11 protein-coding genes are annotated in these 17,057 nt (G+C 61.7%); 4 read left to right on the top strand and 7 right to left on the bottom strand.

What is annotated here, in order from left to right; all coding sequences use genetic code 11:
* Nucleotides 1-4 precede the first annotated feature (4 nt).
* Genes RhoBH5_RS08950 through RhoBH5_RS08940 form a run of 3 tightly spaced genes read right to left on the bottom strand, consistent with a single transcriptional unit; the run spans nt 5 to nt 4,300 of the window.
* Entirely contained in the window at nt 5-1,387 is a 1,383-nt protein-coding gene (locus RhoBH5_RS08950) for a condensation domain-containing protein (protein WP_270008174.1), read from the bottom strand.
* Entirely contained in the window at nt 1,387-2,853 is a 1,467-nt protein-coding gene (locus RhoBH5_RS08945; protein WP_058037779.1) for a condensation domain-containing protein, read from the bottom strand. Before RhoBH5_RS08945 ends, RhoBH5_RS08950 begins: the two co-directional genes overlap by 1 nt.
* Nucleotides 2,786-4,300 carry a condensation domain-containing protein gene (locus RhoBH5_RS08940; protein ID WP_270008173.1) on the bottom strand — a complete coding sequence of 505 codons (1,515 nt, stop codon included), beginning with the start codon at nt 4,298-4,300 and terminating at the stop codon, nt 2,786-2,788. Before RhoBH5_RS08940 ends, RhoBH5_RS08945 begins: the two co-directional genes overlap by 68 nt.
* Nucleotides 4,301-4,770: 470 nt before the next feature.
* On the opposite strand from RhoBH5_RS08940, the gene sthA reads away from it, so the two are divergent.
* Entirely contained in the window at nt 4,771-6,183 is a 1,413-nt protein-coding gene (sthA, locus tag RhoBH5_RS08935; protein ID WP_054827928.1) for a Si-specific NAD(P)(+) transhydrogenase, read from the top strand.
* A 151-nt stretch (nt 6,184-6,334) separates the two neighbouring features.
* Nucleotides 6,335-7,237, top strand: a complete 903-nt coding sequence (locus tag RhoBH5_RS08930) for a hypothetical protein (protein WP_003940348.1) — start codon at nt 6,335-6,337, stop codon at nt 7,235-7,237.
* A 325-nt stretch (nt 7,238-7,562) separates the two neighbouring features.
* On the opposite strand, the gene RhoBH5_RS08925 is transcribed toward RhoBH5_RS08930, so the two are convergent.
* Complete coding sequence (locus RhoBH5_RS08925) at nt 7,563-7,820, bottom strand: hypothetical protein (RefSeq protein WP_054827151.1); 258 nt, start codon at nt 7,818-7,820, stop codon at nt 7,563-7,565.
* A gap of 50 nt (nt 7,821-7,870) precedes the next feature.
* Nucleotides 7,871-8,872: a helix-turn-helix domain-containing protein gene (locus tag RhoBH5_RS08920; RefSeq protein WP_270008176.1), complete on the bottom strand. Its 1,002-nt coding sequence runs from the start codon at nt 8,870-8,872 to the stop codon at nt 7,871-7,873.
* Nucleotides 8,873-9,236: 364 nt separating this feature from the next.
* Here RhoBH5_RS08920 and RhoBH5_RS08915 point away from each other — a divergent pair, with 364 nt between their 5' ends.
* Nucleotides 9,237-11,756, top strand: coding sequence for a helix-turn-helix transcriptional regulator (locus RhoBH5_RS08915; protein WP_270008172.1), 2,520 nt, complete (start codon nt 9,237-9,239; stop codon nt 11,754-11,756).
* 6 nt (nt 11,757-11,762) lie between these two features.
* On the opposite strand, the gene RhoBH5_RS08910 is transcribed toward RhoBH5_RS08915, so the two are convergent.
* Nucleotides 11,763-12,518: a MerR family transcriptional regulator gene (locus RhoBH5_RS08910; RefSeq protein ID WP_030535291.1), complete on the bottom strand. Its 756-nt coding sequence runs from the start codon at nt 12,516-12,518 to the stop codon at nt 11,763-11,765.
* 321 nt (nt 12,519-12,839) lie between these two features.
* Here RhoBH5_RS08910 and RhoBH5_RS08905 point away from each other — a divergent pair, with 321 nt between their 5' ends.
* The gene (locus RhoBH5_RS08905; RefSeq protein WP_042921773.1) at nt 12,840-16,295 is read left to right on the top strand and encodes an indolepyruvate ferredoxin oxidoreductase family protein; all 3,456 of its coding nucleotides are present in this window, start codon (nt 12,840-12,842) and stop codon (nt 16,293-16,295) included.
* Nucleotides 16,296-16,389: 94 nt separating this feature from the next.
* Here RhoBH5_RS08905 and RhoBH5_RS08900 read toward each other — a convergent pair whose 3' ends face one another.
* The gene (locus RhoBH5_RS08900) at nt 16,390-17,049 is read right to left on the bottom strand and encodes an LppP/LprE family lipoprotein (RefSeq protein ID WP_270008171.1); all 660 of its coding nucleotides are present in this window, start codon (nt 17,047-17,049) and stop codon (nt 16,390-16,392) included.
* Between the last annotated feature and the right edge of the window lie 8 nt (nt 17,050-17,057).

Raw genomic sequence — 17,057 nt, 5'->3', positions numbered from 1 at the left:
TCGTCTACGGCGTCGACAGGATCTCGGAGACATGCGAGAGGAAGGTGTGCACTGTCCGGGTAGCGGGCGCAGGAAACCTGGTCCGCACTGCCAATCCGTCGTGAGTTCGTGAGAACCAGAACTGAACGTCGTCGGCGTTCGAGACGCGACTGAGTTGCTGCGGATTGATCGGCGCAGGCTGTGATTCGCTGGACTTTGATTTACGGGGGCGAGATCCACCGGGCATGGTTCGGTAGTCGGCGTAGGACACCGAGAAGATGTCTCTGCGAGTGGGCGAAACCGCGGGCCCCAAGCTCCGCAAAACCTGCCTCGACGACACGGACGACAGTGAAAGTGACTCGTGGAAAGCGAGATTGACTGCCCGGGCAGTGCTGTGAAGATTGTCCATGCTCGTCACGGTGATGGGCGCATTGGCTACCAGCCATCCGAAGGTGTGGTTGTGTCGCGGTTCCCGACGCGTGTGAACAGGGAACAGTAGGTGCGTGTCCCTCTTGCCGGTCAATTGTGTTGTGGCCAAACCGATCGACGCAAGAATTGCACCGAACGAGGAGTGTCGATGATCGGCGCAGTTCTGGTCGAACAGCTCTGCTTCGTCGGCGTCGAGGAGCATTCGGGTGTCTGTGCCCTGGGGCGACATCGCCCCGGCGGGCAGTCCCAGATCTACGGGAAAATGGGGAGTGTCACCCCCGCATGCTCGGAGGAAGGACCGCCAACCCGCAATCCGGTGGTCGCCGGGCTCTGGATCCGCGGTTGCCGATTCCCGGAAGCAGTAGTTGAGGAAACTCCCGGGCTCCGGAAGGAGATCAGACGCGATCGGATCACGGTCCGCCCGCGTGTATTCGCGATACAGAGTGCTGATCTCGGTAATTGCGATGCTCATGGACCAGCCGTCGCAGATGGCATGGTCGAACCCGCAGACCACTGTCGACTGGTCCTCGCGGGTGATGGCACCGAGAAAGTACGCGGGAAACGCGAAAGGATTGCACCATCGATCCAAGCGCTCGCCCAAGAGTTCTCGCACCTGCTCCGGTGTTCTCGCGTCAGCCACTGTTTCCTCACGCAGGCGCAGATCGCCGACGTCGGCGACGTCGACGAACAGTGCCGAGGATTCACCCGATTCTTCGGCCTGGGAGAACGAGCACGACAGGGCGTCGTGACGGGACGTCCATTCCTCGAAGCTGGCCTTGAGTGCGTCCGTGTCGATGGGGCCGGGAACGTCGAAAGTGGCAGCGAGCCAAGTCGTATCGCCGCGGCTGCCGGCAAGATGCAGCTGCTGATTGGAGGTCGGGGGAACCGGATACGTCGTTCCGGTGGAGATTTCGCTCGGCGTCCACTGCAGAATGCGGCCCGGCCGTGCCTCGAACCTGTCGAGAAACGTGATGTGCATCAGGCGGTCTCCACTTCCTGACGTGCATCCGCCTGACGCACGACACGGTAGTCGCCGGTATCAGCGACCGTTCTCAGGACGTTGCGAAGGTGTCGTAGGTACCGATTCACCGATGTGTGCGCCTGCTCGGTGTCCGGAAAACTGACCATCACGTACGTACGGTCTTCCTTCCGGTTGATCCACATCGACAGATCACCCGTCGTTCCTGGCCCACCCAGTGCCCGCGCCTCGAGTTCGTCATGGTGCTCGGCACCTGGAATCAGGCGCATGTCGATGTACGACACCATCGGCGGGACCGAGGTTCCACCGATGTCGGATCCGGTCAACTTCGACACCTGGGCGATCACCGAGTGAATGGACACGTCCGCGAGTCCCTTCACCGCAGCGCGAGCAGCGTGGGCAAGGGGGAGTGCATCGGTAAAGTTCGTGACACCGCTCAGCGTGAACGAGACCGGGACGAGATTGATGAACCAGCCTTGGGAATAGAGGTATCTCGGATCGGAGCGAGTGCCGACTGCGTTGAGCGCGAAGTAGTTCGCTCGATCCGCAACTTCGATCTCGGTGAGGGCGAGGGCTGCGAAGATCCCCGTGGAGAAGCCGACGCCATTGGACTTGCACAGCGCTGCGAACGCGGCTGACTCGTCGCTGTCGAGAACGTCGATGTGTGTGCGGGTCGACCGGGCCTGTTCGCCCCGCGCGACACCGAGGTCGAGGGGGAACGTCGGGAGTTGGCCGGCGTTGGCGGCGAGAATCGAAATCCACTGCTGCACAGGCGCTGCGGCCAGGTCGAGGTTCCCCGCGGATGTCCGTTCCTCGCCGCTGTACTCGACGTAGCTGCCGGGAGAGGGAAGTTGAGCCTCGATGCCGGCGCTTTCGGCGATGTACAGCGCACGAAGTTCTTCGACGCCCAGCATCAACGACAGGCCGTCGGTGTGCGAGTGATCGACGCCGTAGTAGACGGTGAAGCCGGCGCCGTGCTCGACGACGCCACTGATGAACGAGGGCCATTGCAATGGGCTGGTATCGCCGGCGAAACTTCGGCTCACATGCTCGCGAACCGCATCTGTCGTGTTCAGAGAACCGACGCTGTGCGGCGTGAGTTCGATCGTCGACGCATCCACCACGTGACGGTCGATGACCCCGCTACCGTCGGGATCTTCGGATGATCTCACCTCGAACCAACTGTGCAGTGTGTTGTGCCGCAGGACAAACGCCTGGACCGCCCGACGCAGTGCCTCCCGATCGAGATCACCGGGCAGAGTGAACGTGAATCCGATCCACGGTGACCAGTCGACGCCTTGTGCGCGCTTGTGATCGGCGGTACGAATGTGTCCTTCCTGTAGGAACGAGAGCGGTTGGTCGCTCCGCGGTGCCCCGGATGCCGCCGCCAGGGATTGTTCAGTAGGCCTGAACTCGGTGAGCGTCCCGGCTTTCGGTGCCCAGAGATCGATGGGTGTCATTTCCATGAGAGTTCTCCTCGATCGGTACAGCGGTATTGATCGGTACGGCGGTGTTGGTCGGAGGTGCGAAAGTGTCGGTCGAGAAGGCAAAGTCCTCCATTTCGCGGCGTAGGAGTCCCGCGAACTGATGGATGTGGCGGCTCGTGCGCGCGTTGCCCGGGTGGCGTATGGCCAGATTGAGCCCTTCGGGAGTCCGCGTGAGCCAGATGTAGACGTCGGTTCCCGAATGATCTCGACTACGAAGGCCCCTGGTCTGCCAGCTCGTCCATTGCTCGGCACCAGGAACGTGACGAACGTCCATGTACGAGAGCACGAACGGCAGGTGCTGCGGGGAGTCGATCAGCTCGCACACTTTCGAATACGGCAGTGCCGCGGCGGGGTGGACGCGCCGTATCTCCGTGCCGGCAACCTTGGCCAGATCGCTCACGGTTGCGGCGGGGGCAATCGGAATCCTCACCGGCACAACACCGATGAACCATCCCAGCGACGCGGCCCATCGAAGCTCCGAACGGGTGTGTTGCGGCACGACGACGCGGAATTCGTCTGCACCGGTGAGATCGCCGGTCACCTTGGCCGCGCACGCGAGTATCGCGGCCAGGAATCCTTGGTTGCTGCGCTTGCTCGCTTCTGCCAGGCGTTCGGCTCCCCGGGCGCTCAGAAGCCAGGCAGACAGGCTCTGCTGAGGGACTCGGCGTCCGGTGACCGGTTCGGGTAGCGCTGGAAAGTACGGAGCCTCGCCCTGCGCGTAGAACTCGCGCCACGTCTGCACTGCCGGGTGAGAGCGGTCCGCGTGTCCCACGAGATCTCGTTCCTTGGTGCCGAAGTCGATGTAGCTTCCGGTCTCCGGCGGCGAGGGAGGGCTTCCCTCGCTCAACGATCGGTAGATCGTCTGCAGTTCGTGCGCGGTCAACGCCACCGAATATCCGTCCAGCAGAGCATGATCAGCGGCAAAAACCACGGTGAAGTGGTTGGGGCCTTCGATCGTCGCGAACTGATACGCAGGCCAGACAAGTGGATCGGTCGATCGGTCGAGCAGTTGCTGCAGATGCGTGAAGACAGACATCGAGGACGCAAGGTGTCCGACCTCGGTGCCCAGAATCCGGACGTCTCCAGACGCCGCGGTGCGTCGGACTATCGTTTCGCCCTCCACGGCGACGTGTGTTCGGAGCACTTCGTGGCGATCGATCCAGTGATCGAGAGCGGCCGCCCAGATCCTTCGGTCGAGTCGGTCGTGGATGCGAAACGAGGTACCCAGCCACGACGGAGTGCACACGTCGGTCTGATGGTGCACCTGCCGTTTCGCCTGCTCGGCATGTTTCAAGTGTGCCTCGTGTATGTAGCTGGCGGGACGCTGGTCGACAGGCCACAGCTCGGGCGGATTCACCGCGGCGGGAGTCCACTCTGTGACGGTCCCTGGAGGTAGGGGATAGTCGGCAAGTTCCGTGAATTCCATTGGGAAACCTGATCTCTCGAGATGGCGAAAGGTGGGGATCGTGAACGGGGCGGATGTTTGTAACCGAGAGTGACAGATGATTAGTCAAGGCAAGTAGAACGCGGCCCGAGGCTCCGCGCAACTGCTTCGGTGCGGGATGTGACGAGGAACATTCCGCTCGTTTTTTCGGACAATTCGAATACTGGACATCCGGTTTACGGCCCTGGTCACCTGTCAGTTGATCGATCAATCACTCTGTGGTGAAACAAATTTCAACAGACCGTTGTGAATTCCGTCGGCGACGAAGCATGTGTGCATGCGAACGTCGGAATATGTTTATGTGTAGCAAGTTTCGTATGGGTTCGGCTGTATCTCTTTTAATTGCAACAGGGTTCGTGTACCGCCGTCGTGTCGTTTCGGCGCGCGGATTGTTCACCGAGTATTGACATGCTCGGCATCTGTCGGTCGTATGCAGACGGTATTTCTAAGCGATGACTGATCCGATGGAATACGACCTGGTTGTGATCGGCTCCGGCCCGGGTGGGCAGAAGGCTGCCATCGCGGCGGCCAAGCTGGGTAAACGGGTAGCGATGGTCGAGAAGGGCAACATGCTCGGGGGAGTGTGCGTCAACACCGGCACCATTCCGTCGAAGACGTTGCGTGAGGCGGTTCTCTACCTCACCGGGATGAACCAACGCGAACTGTACGGCGCGAGTTACCGCGTCAAGGAGAACATCACTCCGGCCGACCTGCTGGCGCGAACCCAGCATGTCATCACCAAAGAAATCGAAGTCGTTCGATCTCAGCTTCTGCGCAACCGCGTCGAATTGTTGGTAGGGGTCGGCTCGTTCGTCGACGAGCACACCATCCTCGTCGAGGACTCCTCGCGCGGAGACAAGATGACGATCACGGCGAGGTTCGTCGTGATCGCGACCGGAACGTTGCCTGCTCGCCCGGCGGGGGTGTCCTTCGACAGTCACCGGGTGCTCGACTCCGACGGGATCCTCGATCTGACCTCCATCCCGACCACCATGGTCGTCGTGGGCGCGGGAGTGATCGGTATCGAGTACGCATCGATGTTCGCGGCACTCGGCACCAAGGTCACCGTCGTCGAGAAGAGGACGTCGATGCTGGACTTCTGCGACCCCGAGGTCATCGAATCGCTTCGATTCCATCTACGCGATCTGGCGGTCACTTTCCGATTCGGTGAAGAAGTGACGGCCGTCGACGTCGGAGCGAACGGAACGCTTACGACGCTGCGCAGCGGCAAGCAGATTCCCGCCGAGACCGTGATGTACTCGGCTGGACGGCAAGGCCTCACGGCGCCACTCGCGCTGGAGAACGCCGGGCTCGAAGCCGACGAACGTGGCCGTATCTACGTCGACGACAATTTCCGCACCAAGGTCGAACACATCTACGCCGTCGGTGACGTCATCGGATTCCCGGCGTTGGCGGCGACGTCGATGGATCAAGGTCGACTCGCGGCCTATCATGCCTTCGACGAACCAGGCGCGAAGCTGATGGATCTGCAGCCGATCGGCATCTACTCGATTCCCGAGGTGTCGTACGTGGGCGCCACCGAGGTCGATTTGACCAAGGAATCGGTGCCGTACGAGGTTGGCGTTTCCCGATACCGCGAACTCGCGCGCGGGCAGATCGCAGGCGACACCTACGGGATGCTCAAGATCTTGGTGTCGACGGATGACCTGAAACTGCTCGGTGTTCATATCTTCGGCTCGGGTGCAACGGATCTCGTGCATATCGGCCAAGCGGTGATGGGGTGCGGCGGGACCGTCGAATACCTTGTCGACGCTGTCTTCAACTATCCGACACTGTCCGAGGCGTACAAGGTGGCGGCGCTCGACGTCATGAACAAGATCAGGGCTCTCAAGCAATTCCACTAGGGGTCGGGGTGTCCCCAGGTACCGGTCAGCGTCGGTCGGTGTACTTCTCGGGTAGCACTTGTTCGAATACCTGAGGGTGATGTCAGGCCTGGGGAAATAGGGCAGGGTCTATTTCCATGACCATTGCCCAGGAACTTCGTGTGGAATTTCGATGCTGATCGGACTGATTGCCGCGATCGTGGCATGCGTCGGGTACGGCGTTGCATCCGTGCTGCAAGCCTACGGCGCGCGCAAGTCGGCAGCTGCCGCCGAGCAGCGTGGCGAGGCCGGACACGTGACGGCGTCGGGTGGCCCGACCTTGCGTTCGACGTTCGCGGCCGCGCTGACGGCGTCGTTCATCCTGGGCACCGTGCTCGATGCGGTCGGATTCGCCGGTAGTGCCATCTCCGCGCGGCTCATTCCACTGTTCTTGTCGCAGACAGTGGTCAGTGCCAATCTCGTCATCACGGCAGTGCTGGGGACCGTGGTCCTCGGCATCCAGTTGCATCGTCGCGACTGGTTCGCGATCGCTGCGGTGATCGGATCGCTCCTGCTGCTCGGATTGTCGTCAGGTCACGCGGGCGGTGGGAGTTCCAACGACGTCGTCCATTGGGGTGTCCTCGTGGGCTCGGCGTTGATCTTGCTGATCGGCATCGGTTTGATCCGATGGTTGGGCTCACGCGCAGCAGTTGTCGCCGGGTTGATCTCGGGTGTGCTGTTCGGCTGTCTGGCCATTGCCGTACGCGTGGTCTACGGAATCGATCCGTTCGAAATCGGCACCATGCTCCGCGATCCGGCAGGCTGGGCGATCCTCGTCTCGGGCCTGGGCGGCTTCTATCTGCATACGGTGGCGCTGCAACTGGGATCCGTCAACGGAGCGACAGCGGCTCTGGTTGTCGGCGAGACGGTGGTTCCGGGAATCGTTGGCGTCGTGGTGCTCGGCGACGCGTCGAGACCGGGCCTGGAATGGCTTGCCGTCGTCGGCTTCGTCGGGGCAATCGCGGGTGCCGTCGCCGTGGCCGTCTTCGGCGCGGCGAGCCACGAGGAGAAACCGGTCGAAGAAGTGACCGTCTGATGCGGTAGCGAAAAGCTGTGCTGTTCGACCGGTCAATTGGTAACGGAAACCGCGTTCTCGCAGATAGTTCCAGTGCGCCCCAACGTCCCGCATACGTTGTGCGGTCACGGGCAGCGGGACGAAGAACGGAGGAAAGTGATGAGCAGCTTGGATATTCAACGCTGGTCGAACGACTTCACCGCGCTGACCAAGGTCATATCGGAAGGCATCGAGCAGTTTGTTCTCCGGTTCATTTCCAGCTGAAGTGATCTGAGCTCGCTGCCTGTCATGGAATTATTGATCTCCACCGCGGTTCGGAGGACGAATCGTGATGAAGCAGAGGTTCTTACGGGGTTTCGGAGGCCTGGGCGGGGGCGAGCAGGTAGGAGAACACGTACGTAACTGCGGCGATGACCGCCAGTACGATCAAGGAGGTCGGGAATCCTCCGGCATCTCGCACCGGGTCACCAGTAGCGACGACAGCCGCCATGAACAGTCCTACCCAGGACCAGGCTCCATCGCCGACTATCGGGATCATCACGGCGACACCTGTGACCGCACCTGTGAGCGCAGCCAGACTCAGTTCCTTGTCGACCCAGCTCATGGATCAACTAGAACACAGGCACGCTCGCGAGGCTGTGGAGTATCTCGGATTCAGGGGCTGAAGAACTCGAGTCGGCGGTGCAGGCGTGCGATCGACGGGTCCCCGATCGTGCGTCTGCCGTCGGTTCGGGCTTGGCTCGGGGTCATCCCGTAGAAGTCCTTGAACGCTCGCGCCAACTGGGATTTCGAGGTGAAGCCGCATCGCAGGGCCAACGCTTCGATCGTTTCGTTCGGCATCTCGGTTCTGGTCAATTCGCGGTAGACGAGTTCGAGACGCTTCCGCCGAATGACAAGAGCTATTCCGCCGTCGGATGCGAATGCGCGATAGAGCTGTGCCCGGGAGACGGACAATGCTGCGCACATGCTCGTCGGGCCGAGCCAGGTCTCCGAGAGATGCTCGGCGATGTAGGCGTACGCACGATCGCGGAGAGAGTGATCGGGCCGCGGCGACAGATGAGGTTCGGCGATACCCAAGCTGACACGAAGGAGGGAAGCGACGACGTCCTCGTAGCCGGCCGCAGCATCGGGATCGAGATGCGGTAGCGCGAGTACGACCGATTGCATGCACTGAGCGAGCACGACGGCAGGAACTCCGCGCAGTACCGTCCCGTGTAGAGAACGACCTTTTGACTCGGCCTCGACGAGGGAACGCGGTGCGAGGAGCGTGATGGTGCGCCCTGTCGATTCCGCCTCCGCGTCGGCGGTCCAGGTACGCCCGAGGTCGAAGAATGTGACATCGCCTGGACGTGCGACGAAATCGACTCCGTCGGCGTTGCCGCTCAACTGCCCGTCGAGGACGACCTGGACCATGTATTCATCGTCGAGTCCGCTCTCGGCGATCAACCGATTGTTTCGGGTGTACTTCTGTGCGTTGAAGGTAGTTTGACCGATCAACGAGGTTCCGATGGAAAGCGCTGTGATCGAGCCTTCGAGAGATGTGTCAGGGTCAATTCGGTCGGTGACGAAGAACGGACGTGTGACACTGCGCCAGAAGTCGTCGGCGTCCGCAGGATCGACCGATCGGGTCGACACGCGGATGCGGGCGGAATTCATCGACACGCGGGCATGATATGTCAGATCCCGCAGGTCGCAGTCACTCTCCCGCAAATAAACGTCAATAGTGACCGAGCCCACATGATGAGACAAATCGGGCGTATTTGTGAGACGGCCAGTGCTCGCGTGTCGCGGCGAAGCTGTCTATGTTGTTCGTTATGGGTGGACAGGTTGGGAGTTCGATGCTCGAACGAAATCTCGAGTTCGGCGGGGATCGACTGCTCGTTTGTCGGCCATCATGAGGTCCACTTCGAATCGATCGCAGCTATCTCGAGCAAAGCGAAATCCTCGAGGAAGGGGCACGCTGCAAAGGCGGCTTGCCGGGCGTGGAGCCACGGCGATTCGTCCCCGCCTCCTCGGATTGATGGAACGCTCGGCGGGATTGACTGTCATCGATTCGCCGCTTGGGTTCGGCAAGACGGAACTCGCCGCGTTGTGGCTCACGACTCTCGGGCAGGTGCCGAGCAGACCGGTAGTCTGGGTGCCGGCGCCATCGCATCGGATGACCCCCCTCGAGTACTGGAACACCGCGCTCGCAGTAATTCAGGATTCGCTGGAATCACTCGAGGCCCCGCCACGAATGCGCGAGGATCCAGTGGGCGCGATCGAATCACTCCTCGACTCGTCGCCCGCACCATTCGTGTTGGTGTTCAACCGCATCGACCTGGTTGAGGGTGACGAGGTGGGACGCCGAATCGTGGATCTGATCGTGCGGCTTCCCGGATTGAAAGTAATCGTCACGCTGCAGGATCGGTCTGCGACGGACTTGCTCGAAGACGTCCGCGTGGACGAGTACCTGTGCGCGAACGACCTCAGATACACGCTCGACGAGTCCACCGTTCTGTTCGCGGAGGCAGGGATTCACCTTCCCTCGGGCATCGTCCATTCGATCTGTGAACGCGTCGCCGGCGTTCCCGTGCTGATGAAGGTTGCTCTGAGTGCGGTTGCGGGGCTGAGTGAACCGAGCCGTGGACGCGAACGCGTTCAGCAGCGAGTGGACCAGGCGATCCACGCGTACGTCAGTCGGACCGCTCCTCGGTCGGGCAAGTCGCTCGAGTTGTTCGACTTCGCGACTACGATCGCCGCTGCCCGCACGGTGACACCAGAGATCGCTCGTGTCTTGTCCGACGATCTTGACGTGGAGGGCAAACTGGACTTGCTCGAGTCTTTCGGTCTGATCTTCCGGAATGGTTTCGAGGGAGAACCGTCCTGGTACTTCGCGCCGTCAGTTCGACTGGCATTCATACAGATACGGGCCGAACAAGGGGATGGATTCGAAGATCCCTTCCAGGTTCTCGTCGATCACGCTCTCGGGACTTCGGATATAGCCGGTGCCGTTCACTACGCCTTGGACGGACGCAAGTGGACCAGGGAGCTCGACATACTCGAGCGCCACTGGGCTGATCTTCTGGTCGATCACACCGGATTGGTCCGGACTGCGTTGCAATCCATACCCGGTGACGTACTCAGTTCGAACCCTTCGATTCTGGTGGGTCGTGACCTGCTCGAATCACGTCTGCGGCCGCAGTTGATCAACGGCGATTCATTACCGACGGAACCGGCGGAATTGCGTGCGATAGGTGGTAGTCCGCATGCGCACAGCTTGTTGAACGTCGGAACTGTCCAATCGGTGGTGCTGAGAACATCCGGTAAGTACCAACGCTCTACCGAGATCACGCGCAAATTGGCGCACGTCGTGTACGGCCTCGGCGACGAGTCGTTGGGCGCGTTGGGGTCTCAACTGCCCGCCCTGCGGCTGATCTGGGGGGTCTCGCATCAATTGACCGGTGACCTCGGTGATGCCGCGGTGGAATTGCGACTCGCCTATCAAGGTGCGGTGCAACATGGTCCGGAGTTCGTCCTGCGTCACGCCGCAGGCAATGCCGCGCTCAACTCCGCGCTGATCGGGGACGTCGCGCACGCGACGGACTGGCTGCACCTGGAAAGCACACACCCGGACGTTTCGGGATGGTTGGGACCGCCCTCGCACATGGGGGGAGCGATCGCGCGGGCACTGGTGGCGTGCGACAGCGTGGACCTGCACGCCGGAGCTGCCGCGATGGACGCACTCGCCGAGGTTACACCGCCGGGCGACCTGTGGGCGGTTGCGGCCTACACTTACACCAGATTTGCACTGCTGCAATCGGACCCGTTCTCGGGGCTGATTTCCCTCCAGCGCGCAGTGGCAACGCACGGGCACGTGAATCCGTGTGAACGATCGCTCGGTGACGCGCTTCTCACCGCGGCACGTATCGATCTTCTGTTGGCGTCCGGGGAGGGTACCAAGGCGCTGGAAGAATCAGTCGCTGCGCCACATACGTTTGCAGTTGTCACGGTCTCCGTGGCGCGGACGCATCTCCTGACCGGGTCGCCGTCCCAGGCATTGGAATTGTGCCGCGAAATCGACTGGAGCGGGCAGTATCTCACGAGGTTTCGGCTCGAATCTCTGCTGATCGAATGCGCTGCTCTGTGTGAACTGGGCAGGATCCCCGCTGCCGCGAGTACATGGGAGGAAGCTCGCGGACTGCTCGAAACCTCCGGTGTCCTGTCGGCCCTGGCGACGATACCGCGTGATCTGATCAGGCAACTCGAAGATCGGGCCGAGGGCTCGAGCAGTGCCGTCGCGACCTTTCTCGAATCCGAAGCGGCGCAGATATATCCGGCGGCCATCGTTCGGGTCCAATTGACGAAACGGGAGATGGACGTTCTCGTGGAACTGGGTCTCGGCATTCCGATCGGTGAGATCGCGCGGCGGTTGTTCGTATCCAACAACACGCTGAAGAGTCACCTCCGAGCCTTGTATCGCAAACTCGGTGCGCATTCCCGGGAAGAGGCTGTCGCGGCAGCGCACCGACACAACCTCCTCGGCAGTGGGCAGGACTGATCGGCGTCAGTGCAGATTGCGCTCGGCGTAGACCTTCATCGCGTCACGGACCAGCGAAGCGGTGCCTTCTCCGTACTTGTCGTAGTTTGCAGTGAAGCGGGGATCGTCGACGTACATCTGGCCGAGTCCGGTGAAGGCGTCGGCGCTGGGAGTCCTTCCCTGCCAACCGATCTTTATCCACTCGAACTGTCTTCGGGTAATCGTCTGGACGTCGTCGCTTTCCGCGGACAGCCCCGCTGTCAGTGCTTTTCCGAATGCCGCTGCGATGTCGGCTTGAGCTTGCAGATGAGCTTTACGGTCCTGCTCCGACATCGACCGCCACCAGTTGTCGCCGCTGGTGTAGGCGTCCTTGCCCCAGCGCTCGATGACCTCGTCCTTGTATCGGGTGTGGTCGAACCCGTCGAAAACATCTTCCGGCATGAGTGATTCACCATTCTTCGTCTTGTTCAAGGTCCTGTTGACCGATTCGATCTGTCTCGAGATCCGCGTGCGCTCTTGCTCGAGGAGTTCGAGGTGCGTACGCAGTGCGGCGGCCGTATCGCGTTCGCCGGTGAGGACTTCGGCGATGGCCGGCAATCCGAGTCCGAGTTCCCGAAGTAGAAGGATGCGTTGCAGTCGCACCAGGGCGTCTTCGTCGTAGAAGCGGTAGCCGTTGGCGCCGATGCGACTCGGTTCCAGGAGTCCCAAATCGCCGTAGTGACGCAGCGTTCTGCTGGTGGTACCTGCGGATTTGGCGAGTTCTTGGATGGACCATTCGCTCACGTGGAGTTCCTACTCTCGGATCGGTTGTGCTCATTCAGCATGCAAGTTGACGTTGCGTCAATGTCAAGAAAGTTCTCGGTGTGCATTGTCGGGAACGTTTTATGTCCGTTTCGCCGTATCGCCACGAACGGGTCTCCAACTGATTGATTCGATGACCTAGGTCACGTGATTTGGCTCACAAATTGTCAATTTGAATAGTTGAACAAGCCTCTGTTGACGCTTTCACATACCTCGACCACGATCATCTGAACAGATCGAGTTACGCGGTTGTTGAAAATGCACGGTAGTTGAAATGCACTGCAGACGGAACGGTGGTCCACGATGACTGAACTGGTGTCGGGCGTAGCCCAGGCCAAGCCCTATGACCTCGATGATCGGTACCGGTCGGGATCGGGACCGGTGTTGCTGACCGGTGTTCAGGCAATTGCACGCGGCTTCGTCGAGCAGCACGTTCGCGACATTCGGGCAGGTAAGCGTATTGCCACCTTCGTCTCCGGTTACCAGGGCAGCCCCCTCGGCGGCGTCGACAAGATGCTTCACGGCATGCCCAAGGTTCTCGCCGAGCACGACATCACCTTCATCCCTGGCTTCAACGAGGAGCTCGCCGCCACGGCGGTATGGGGAAGCCAGACGGATCTCCCCGCCGGAACCGCGACCCACGACGGCGTGACCGGCGTCTGGTACGGCAAGGGCCCCGGCGTCGACCGCGCTACCGACACCATTCGCCACGCCAACATGTACGGCGTGAACCCCAAGGGCGGCGTCGTCCTCCTGGTGGGCGACGACCCCGCATCGAAGTCCTCCACGGTTCCGGCCGTCAGCGAGCGCTCGCTTGCCGCGATGGGCGTGCCGGTTCTCTTCCCACGCAATGCCGAAGAGATCATCACGATGGGTATGCACGCCGTTGCACTCTCGCGTGTATCCGGTTGCGTCGTAGCGCTGAAGATCGTCGCCGACGTCGCAGACGGTGCCTGGACGATCGACGGCAGCATCGCGGACTTCGACATCGTGGTTCCGGAAGTGCAGTTCGAGGGCAAGCCCTTCGTCTACAAGCAGCGTCAGATGGCCGCGCCGCCGGACAGTGTCATCGCCGAGGCCGATCTGTACGGCCCGCGATGGGATCTTGTGCACGCGTACGGAACTGCCAACAACCTCGATGTGATCGAGGTCAACCCCTCCGGTGCGAAGATCGGTATAGCCGCCACCGGTACAACTTTCGACTCCGTCCGTCAAGCTCTGGCAGACCTCGGCGTCGATGATGCCGCGCTGCACCGCGCCGGGATCCGTCTCCTTCGCATCGGAATGTGCTACCCCGTCGTGGGCGAGAAGATCAAGGAGTTCGCCGAAGGTCTCGAGCAGATCGTCGTGGTCGAGGACAAGACCGCCTTCATCGAAGCTCAGATCCGGGAAGTCCTGTACGGCACCGACGATGCCCCTCGCATCATCGGCAAGCGTGACGGCCAGGGCCGTCTGCTCATGCCTGCCAGTGGTGAACTGACCGCAGGCCGGCTGCTCGCCCCGTTGCGCCGCGTACTGAAGCCGCACGTCGAGCTCAAGCGCACCCTCCCGGCCCCGCTGTCGCTCAACGTGCTCTCCGCCAAGCGAACCGCGTACTTCTGCAGCGGGTGCCCCCACAACCGTTCCACCGCTATTCCCGAGGGTTCCATCGGCGGCGGCGGAATCGGTTGCCACACACTCGTCACCATGTCCGGCCGTGAGGACAGCGCTGTCACCGGCCTGACGCAAATGGGCGGCGAGGGCAGCCAGTGGATCGGGCAGGCACCGTTCACCGACGTGCCTCACCTGTTCCAGAACATCGGCGACGGCACCTTCTTCCACTCCGGTCAGTTGGCTGTCCAGGCATGCATCGCCGCAGGCGTGAACATCACCTACAAGTTGCTCTACAACGAAGTAGTGGCGATGACCGGTGCACAGGACGCGGAAGGTGCCCTCTCCGTTGCTCAGCTCAGCCACAAGCTGACCACCGAGGGCGTCAAGCAGATCATCATCTGCGCCGACGAGCCTTCGCGTCACAACAAGCGCGCTCTGGCCAAGGGCACCAAGCTCTGGCACCGCGATCGCCTCGACGAGGCCCAGAAGGAGCTTCGCGAGATCAAGGGCGTCACAGTGTTGATCTACGACCAGCACTGTGCGGCCGACGCTCGTCGCCAGCGCAAGCGTGGCACGCTGCCCACTCGCAACACTCGCGTCGTCATCAACGAGGCAGTGTGCGAAGGCTGCGGTGACTGCGGTGTGAAGTCGAACTGCCTCTCGGTCCAGCCCGTGGACACCGAGTACGGCCGCAAGACGAAGATCGACCAGACGTCCTGCAACACCGATTACACCTGCATGGACGGCGATTGCCCGTCGTTCGTGACCGTCGAATTGGTACCGGGCAAGAAGGCTCCCAAGGCCGCACGTCCCGTCCCGCCCGTCGTCGCAGACCCCGATTTCGGACCGCTCACCAGCACGCAGAACGTTTTCCTCGCGGGCATCGGCGGCACCGGCATCGTGACCGTCAACCAGGTGCTCGCAACGGCTGCACTGCGCGCCGGCCTCGAGGTGGAGAGCCTTGACCAGATTGGACTGAGCCAGAAGGCCGGACCGGTTGTCTCGCACCTGCGTTTCAGCTCCAGCGCGCTCGAGCCGTCCAACCGCCTCACTCCGGGCAGTGCGGATTGCATCGTCGCCTTCGACCTGCTGACCGCGACGGACAACAAGAACCTCGACTACGGCAACGCCGAGAAGACGGTCTCCATCGCCTCGACGTCGCAGACGCCGACCGGAGACATGGTCTACGACAAGGCTGTTCGCTACCCCGAGGAGACGTCACTCCTCGCCCGTCTCGACAAGGTGTCGCGCACCCTGCGTTCGTTCGACGCACTCGCCGCGGCGCAGGAGTTGTTCGGTAACACCGCAGCAGCCAACTTCCTGCTGATCGGTGCGGCCTACCAGAGCGGCGGACTTCGTCTGCCGGCAGAGGCCATCGAAGAAGCGATCGGCATCAACGGCGTTGCCGTGGACGCGAACATCGCGGCATTCCGTTGGGGTCGTGCAGCAATTGCCGACACCGCAGCGTTCTCGGCCGTCACCACGCCGGCCAAGTCCGTCCGCGAACCCGTTGTCGCACCGGCTCACATGTTCGCCGGAACCACCTTCACCGGTGAAACCCTGCGACTGGTGGAACTGCGTGCGGCGCAGCTCATCGAGTTCCAGTCCGTCAAGATCGCCCAGCGCTACATCGATCAGGTTCAGGCAGTCTGGACCGCCGAACGTGCCGCAACCGAGCGGACCGATTTCAGCGAGGCTGTTGCCCGCGGCCTCTTCAAGTTCACCGCGTACAAGGACGAGTACGAAGTTGCTCGTATGCTGGTCGACCCCGCATTCATCGAGGACGTCAAGTCTCAGGTGCCGGCCGGGGAGAACCTGACCTACAAGCTCCACCCGCCGATCCTTCGAGTGATGGGCCGCAAGAAGAAGATCGGTCTCGGACCCAAGTCGCATGTTGCACTGAAGGTTCTGGCCAAGGGTAAGAAGCTTCGCGGTACCAAGCTCGACCCCTTCGGCTACATGCACGTCCGCAAGGTCGAGCGTGAACTGCTCGCCGAGTACGAGGCCATGATCGCTGACCTCTCTCGTACTCTCGCAACCGACGGATACGATCGCGCCGTCGAGATCGCGGCACTGCCGGACGTGGTTCGCGGTTACGAAGACATCAAGCTCGGCAACATCGAGCTGTACAAGACTCGCCTGCGCGAACTCGGTGTCGGTGAGTAGGAGCGCCGGCGAGTAGATCGAACAAGACTGTGCCCCAGTGACCGTCGTCGCTGGGGCACAGTTGAATTCAGGTCCTACTCGGACCCAGGCAGGTTCAGGAGGGTGGGAACTGGCCGTCGGCAACCACGGCGCTGCCGTTCCACGTGAAGTTCACTATGTTCGGTCCGCCTTGGGGACAGCAGAATGCATCGTCGTCCAGCAGCCAACGGTATTGGACGGATGCCGAATCCTTGTTGCTGTCGATGACGTGTGTGTACGAGTACGGCTCACTGGTAGCCGTGCCCAGGTATGTTCCGTCGTGGAAGAACAGGACGTGTGACTGGTAAGTCGCATCGCCGACGCCGTCGCCGTCCACCGAAACCCAGAGCAGGTCAGGACAATTCCCGATCTGTTCTTCGCTCGCGGATCTCGGTATCCAATTGCCCCCGTTGATGTCGGTGCCCAGCGTGCCGATGGCGTCGGTGACGAGCGAGGAGCCGACGTCGAGACAGGGACCCGAAGCGGGGATTGCTGTCGTAGTCGCCGTCGTGGATGCATTTGTGCGGGTGTTCGATTGTGGCGGGGGAGAGCTCGCTACCGTCGTCTCGGTTTCGTTTGCCGTCGATGTCGCCGACGCCGTTGAACTGGCTGCCGTGGAACTCGCCGCCGCTTCAGGTGTTCCTTCGGTCGACCCACAACCGGCGACCGTCAGGGCAGTGGCCGTCACCAGTGCAGCGGCTGCGACGGCGGCCGAAATCGGAGCTTTCCTGCGCATGCGTCCTC

The sequence above is a fragment of the Rhodococcus sp. BH5 genome, from assembly GCF_027583855.1.
Classification (GTDB): domain Bacteria; phylum Actinomycetota; class Actinomycetes; order Mycobacteriales; family Mycobacteriaceae; genus Rhodococcus_F; species Rhodococcus_F qingshengii.
The sequence above is the reverse complement of the archived record's forward strand: the minus strand, read 5'-3'. Positions and strand labels throughout refer to the sequence as shown.

Coding starts and splice junctions, on each gene's coding strand:
- RhoBH5_RS08950 (WP_270008174.1), bottom strand. CDS start 1,387: ATGCACATCACGTTTCTCGACAGGTTCGAGGCACGGCCGGGCCGCATT.
- RhoBH5_RS08930 (WP_003940348.1), top strand. CDS start 6,335: ATGCTGATCGGACTGATTGCCGCGATCGTGGCATGCGTCGGGTACGGC.
- RhoBH5_RS08945 (WP_058037779.1), bottom strand. CDS start 2,853: ATGGAAATGACACCCATCGATCTCTGGGCACCGAAAGCCGGGACGCTC.
- RhoBH5_RS08900 (WP_270008171.1), bottom strand. CDS start 17,049: ATGCGCAGGAAAGCTCCGATTTCGGCCGCCGTCGCAGCCGCTGCACTG.
- RhoBH5_RS08905 (WP_042921773.1), top strand. CDS start 12,840: ATGACTGAACTGGTGTCGGGCGTAGCCCAGGCCAAGCCCTATGACCTC.
- RhoBH5_RS08925 (WP_054827151.1), bottom strand. CDS start 7,820: ATGAGCTGGGTCGACAAGGAACTGAGTCTGGCTGCGCTCACAGGTGCG.
- RhoBH5_RS08940 (WP_270008173.1), bottom strand. CDS start 4,300: ATGGAATTCACGGAACTTGCCGACTATCCCCTACCTCCAGGGACCGTC.
- RhoBH5_RS08920 (WP_270008176.1), bottom strand. CDS start 8,872: ATGAATTCCGCCCGCATCCGCGTGTCGACCCGATCGGTCGATCCTGCG.
- sthA (WP_054827928.1), top strand. CDS start 4,771: ATGACTGATCCGATGGAATACGACCTGGTTGTGATCGGCTCCGGCCCG.
- RhoBH5_RS08915 (WP_270008172.1), top strand. CDS start 9,237: ATGGAACGCTCGGCGGGATTGACTGTCATCGATTCGCCGCTTGGGTTC.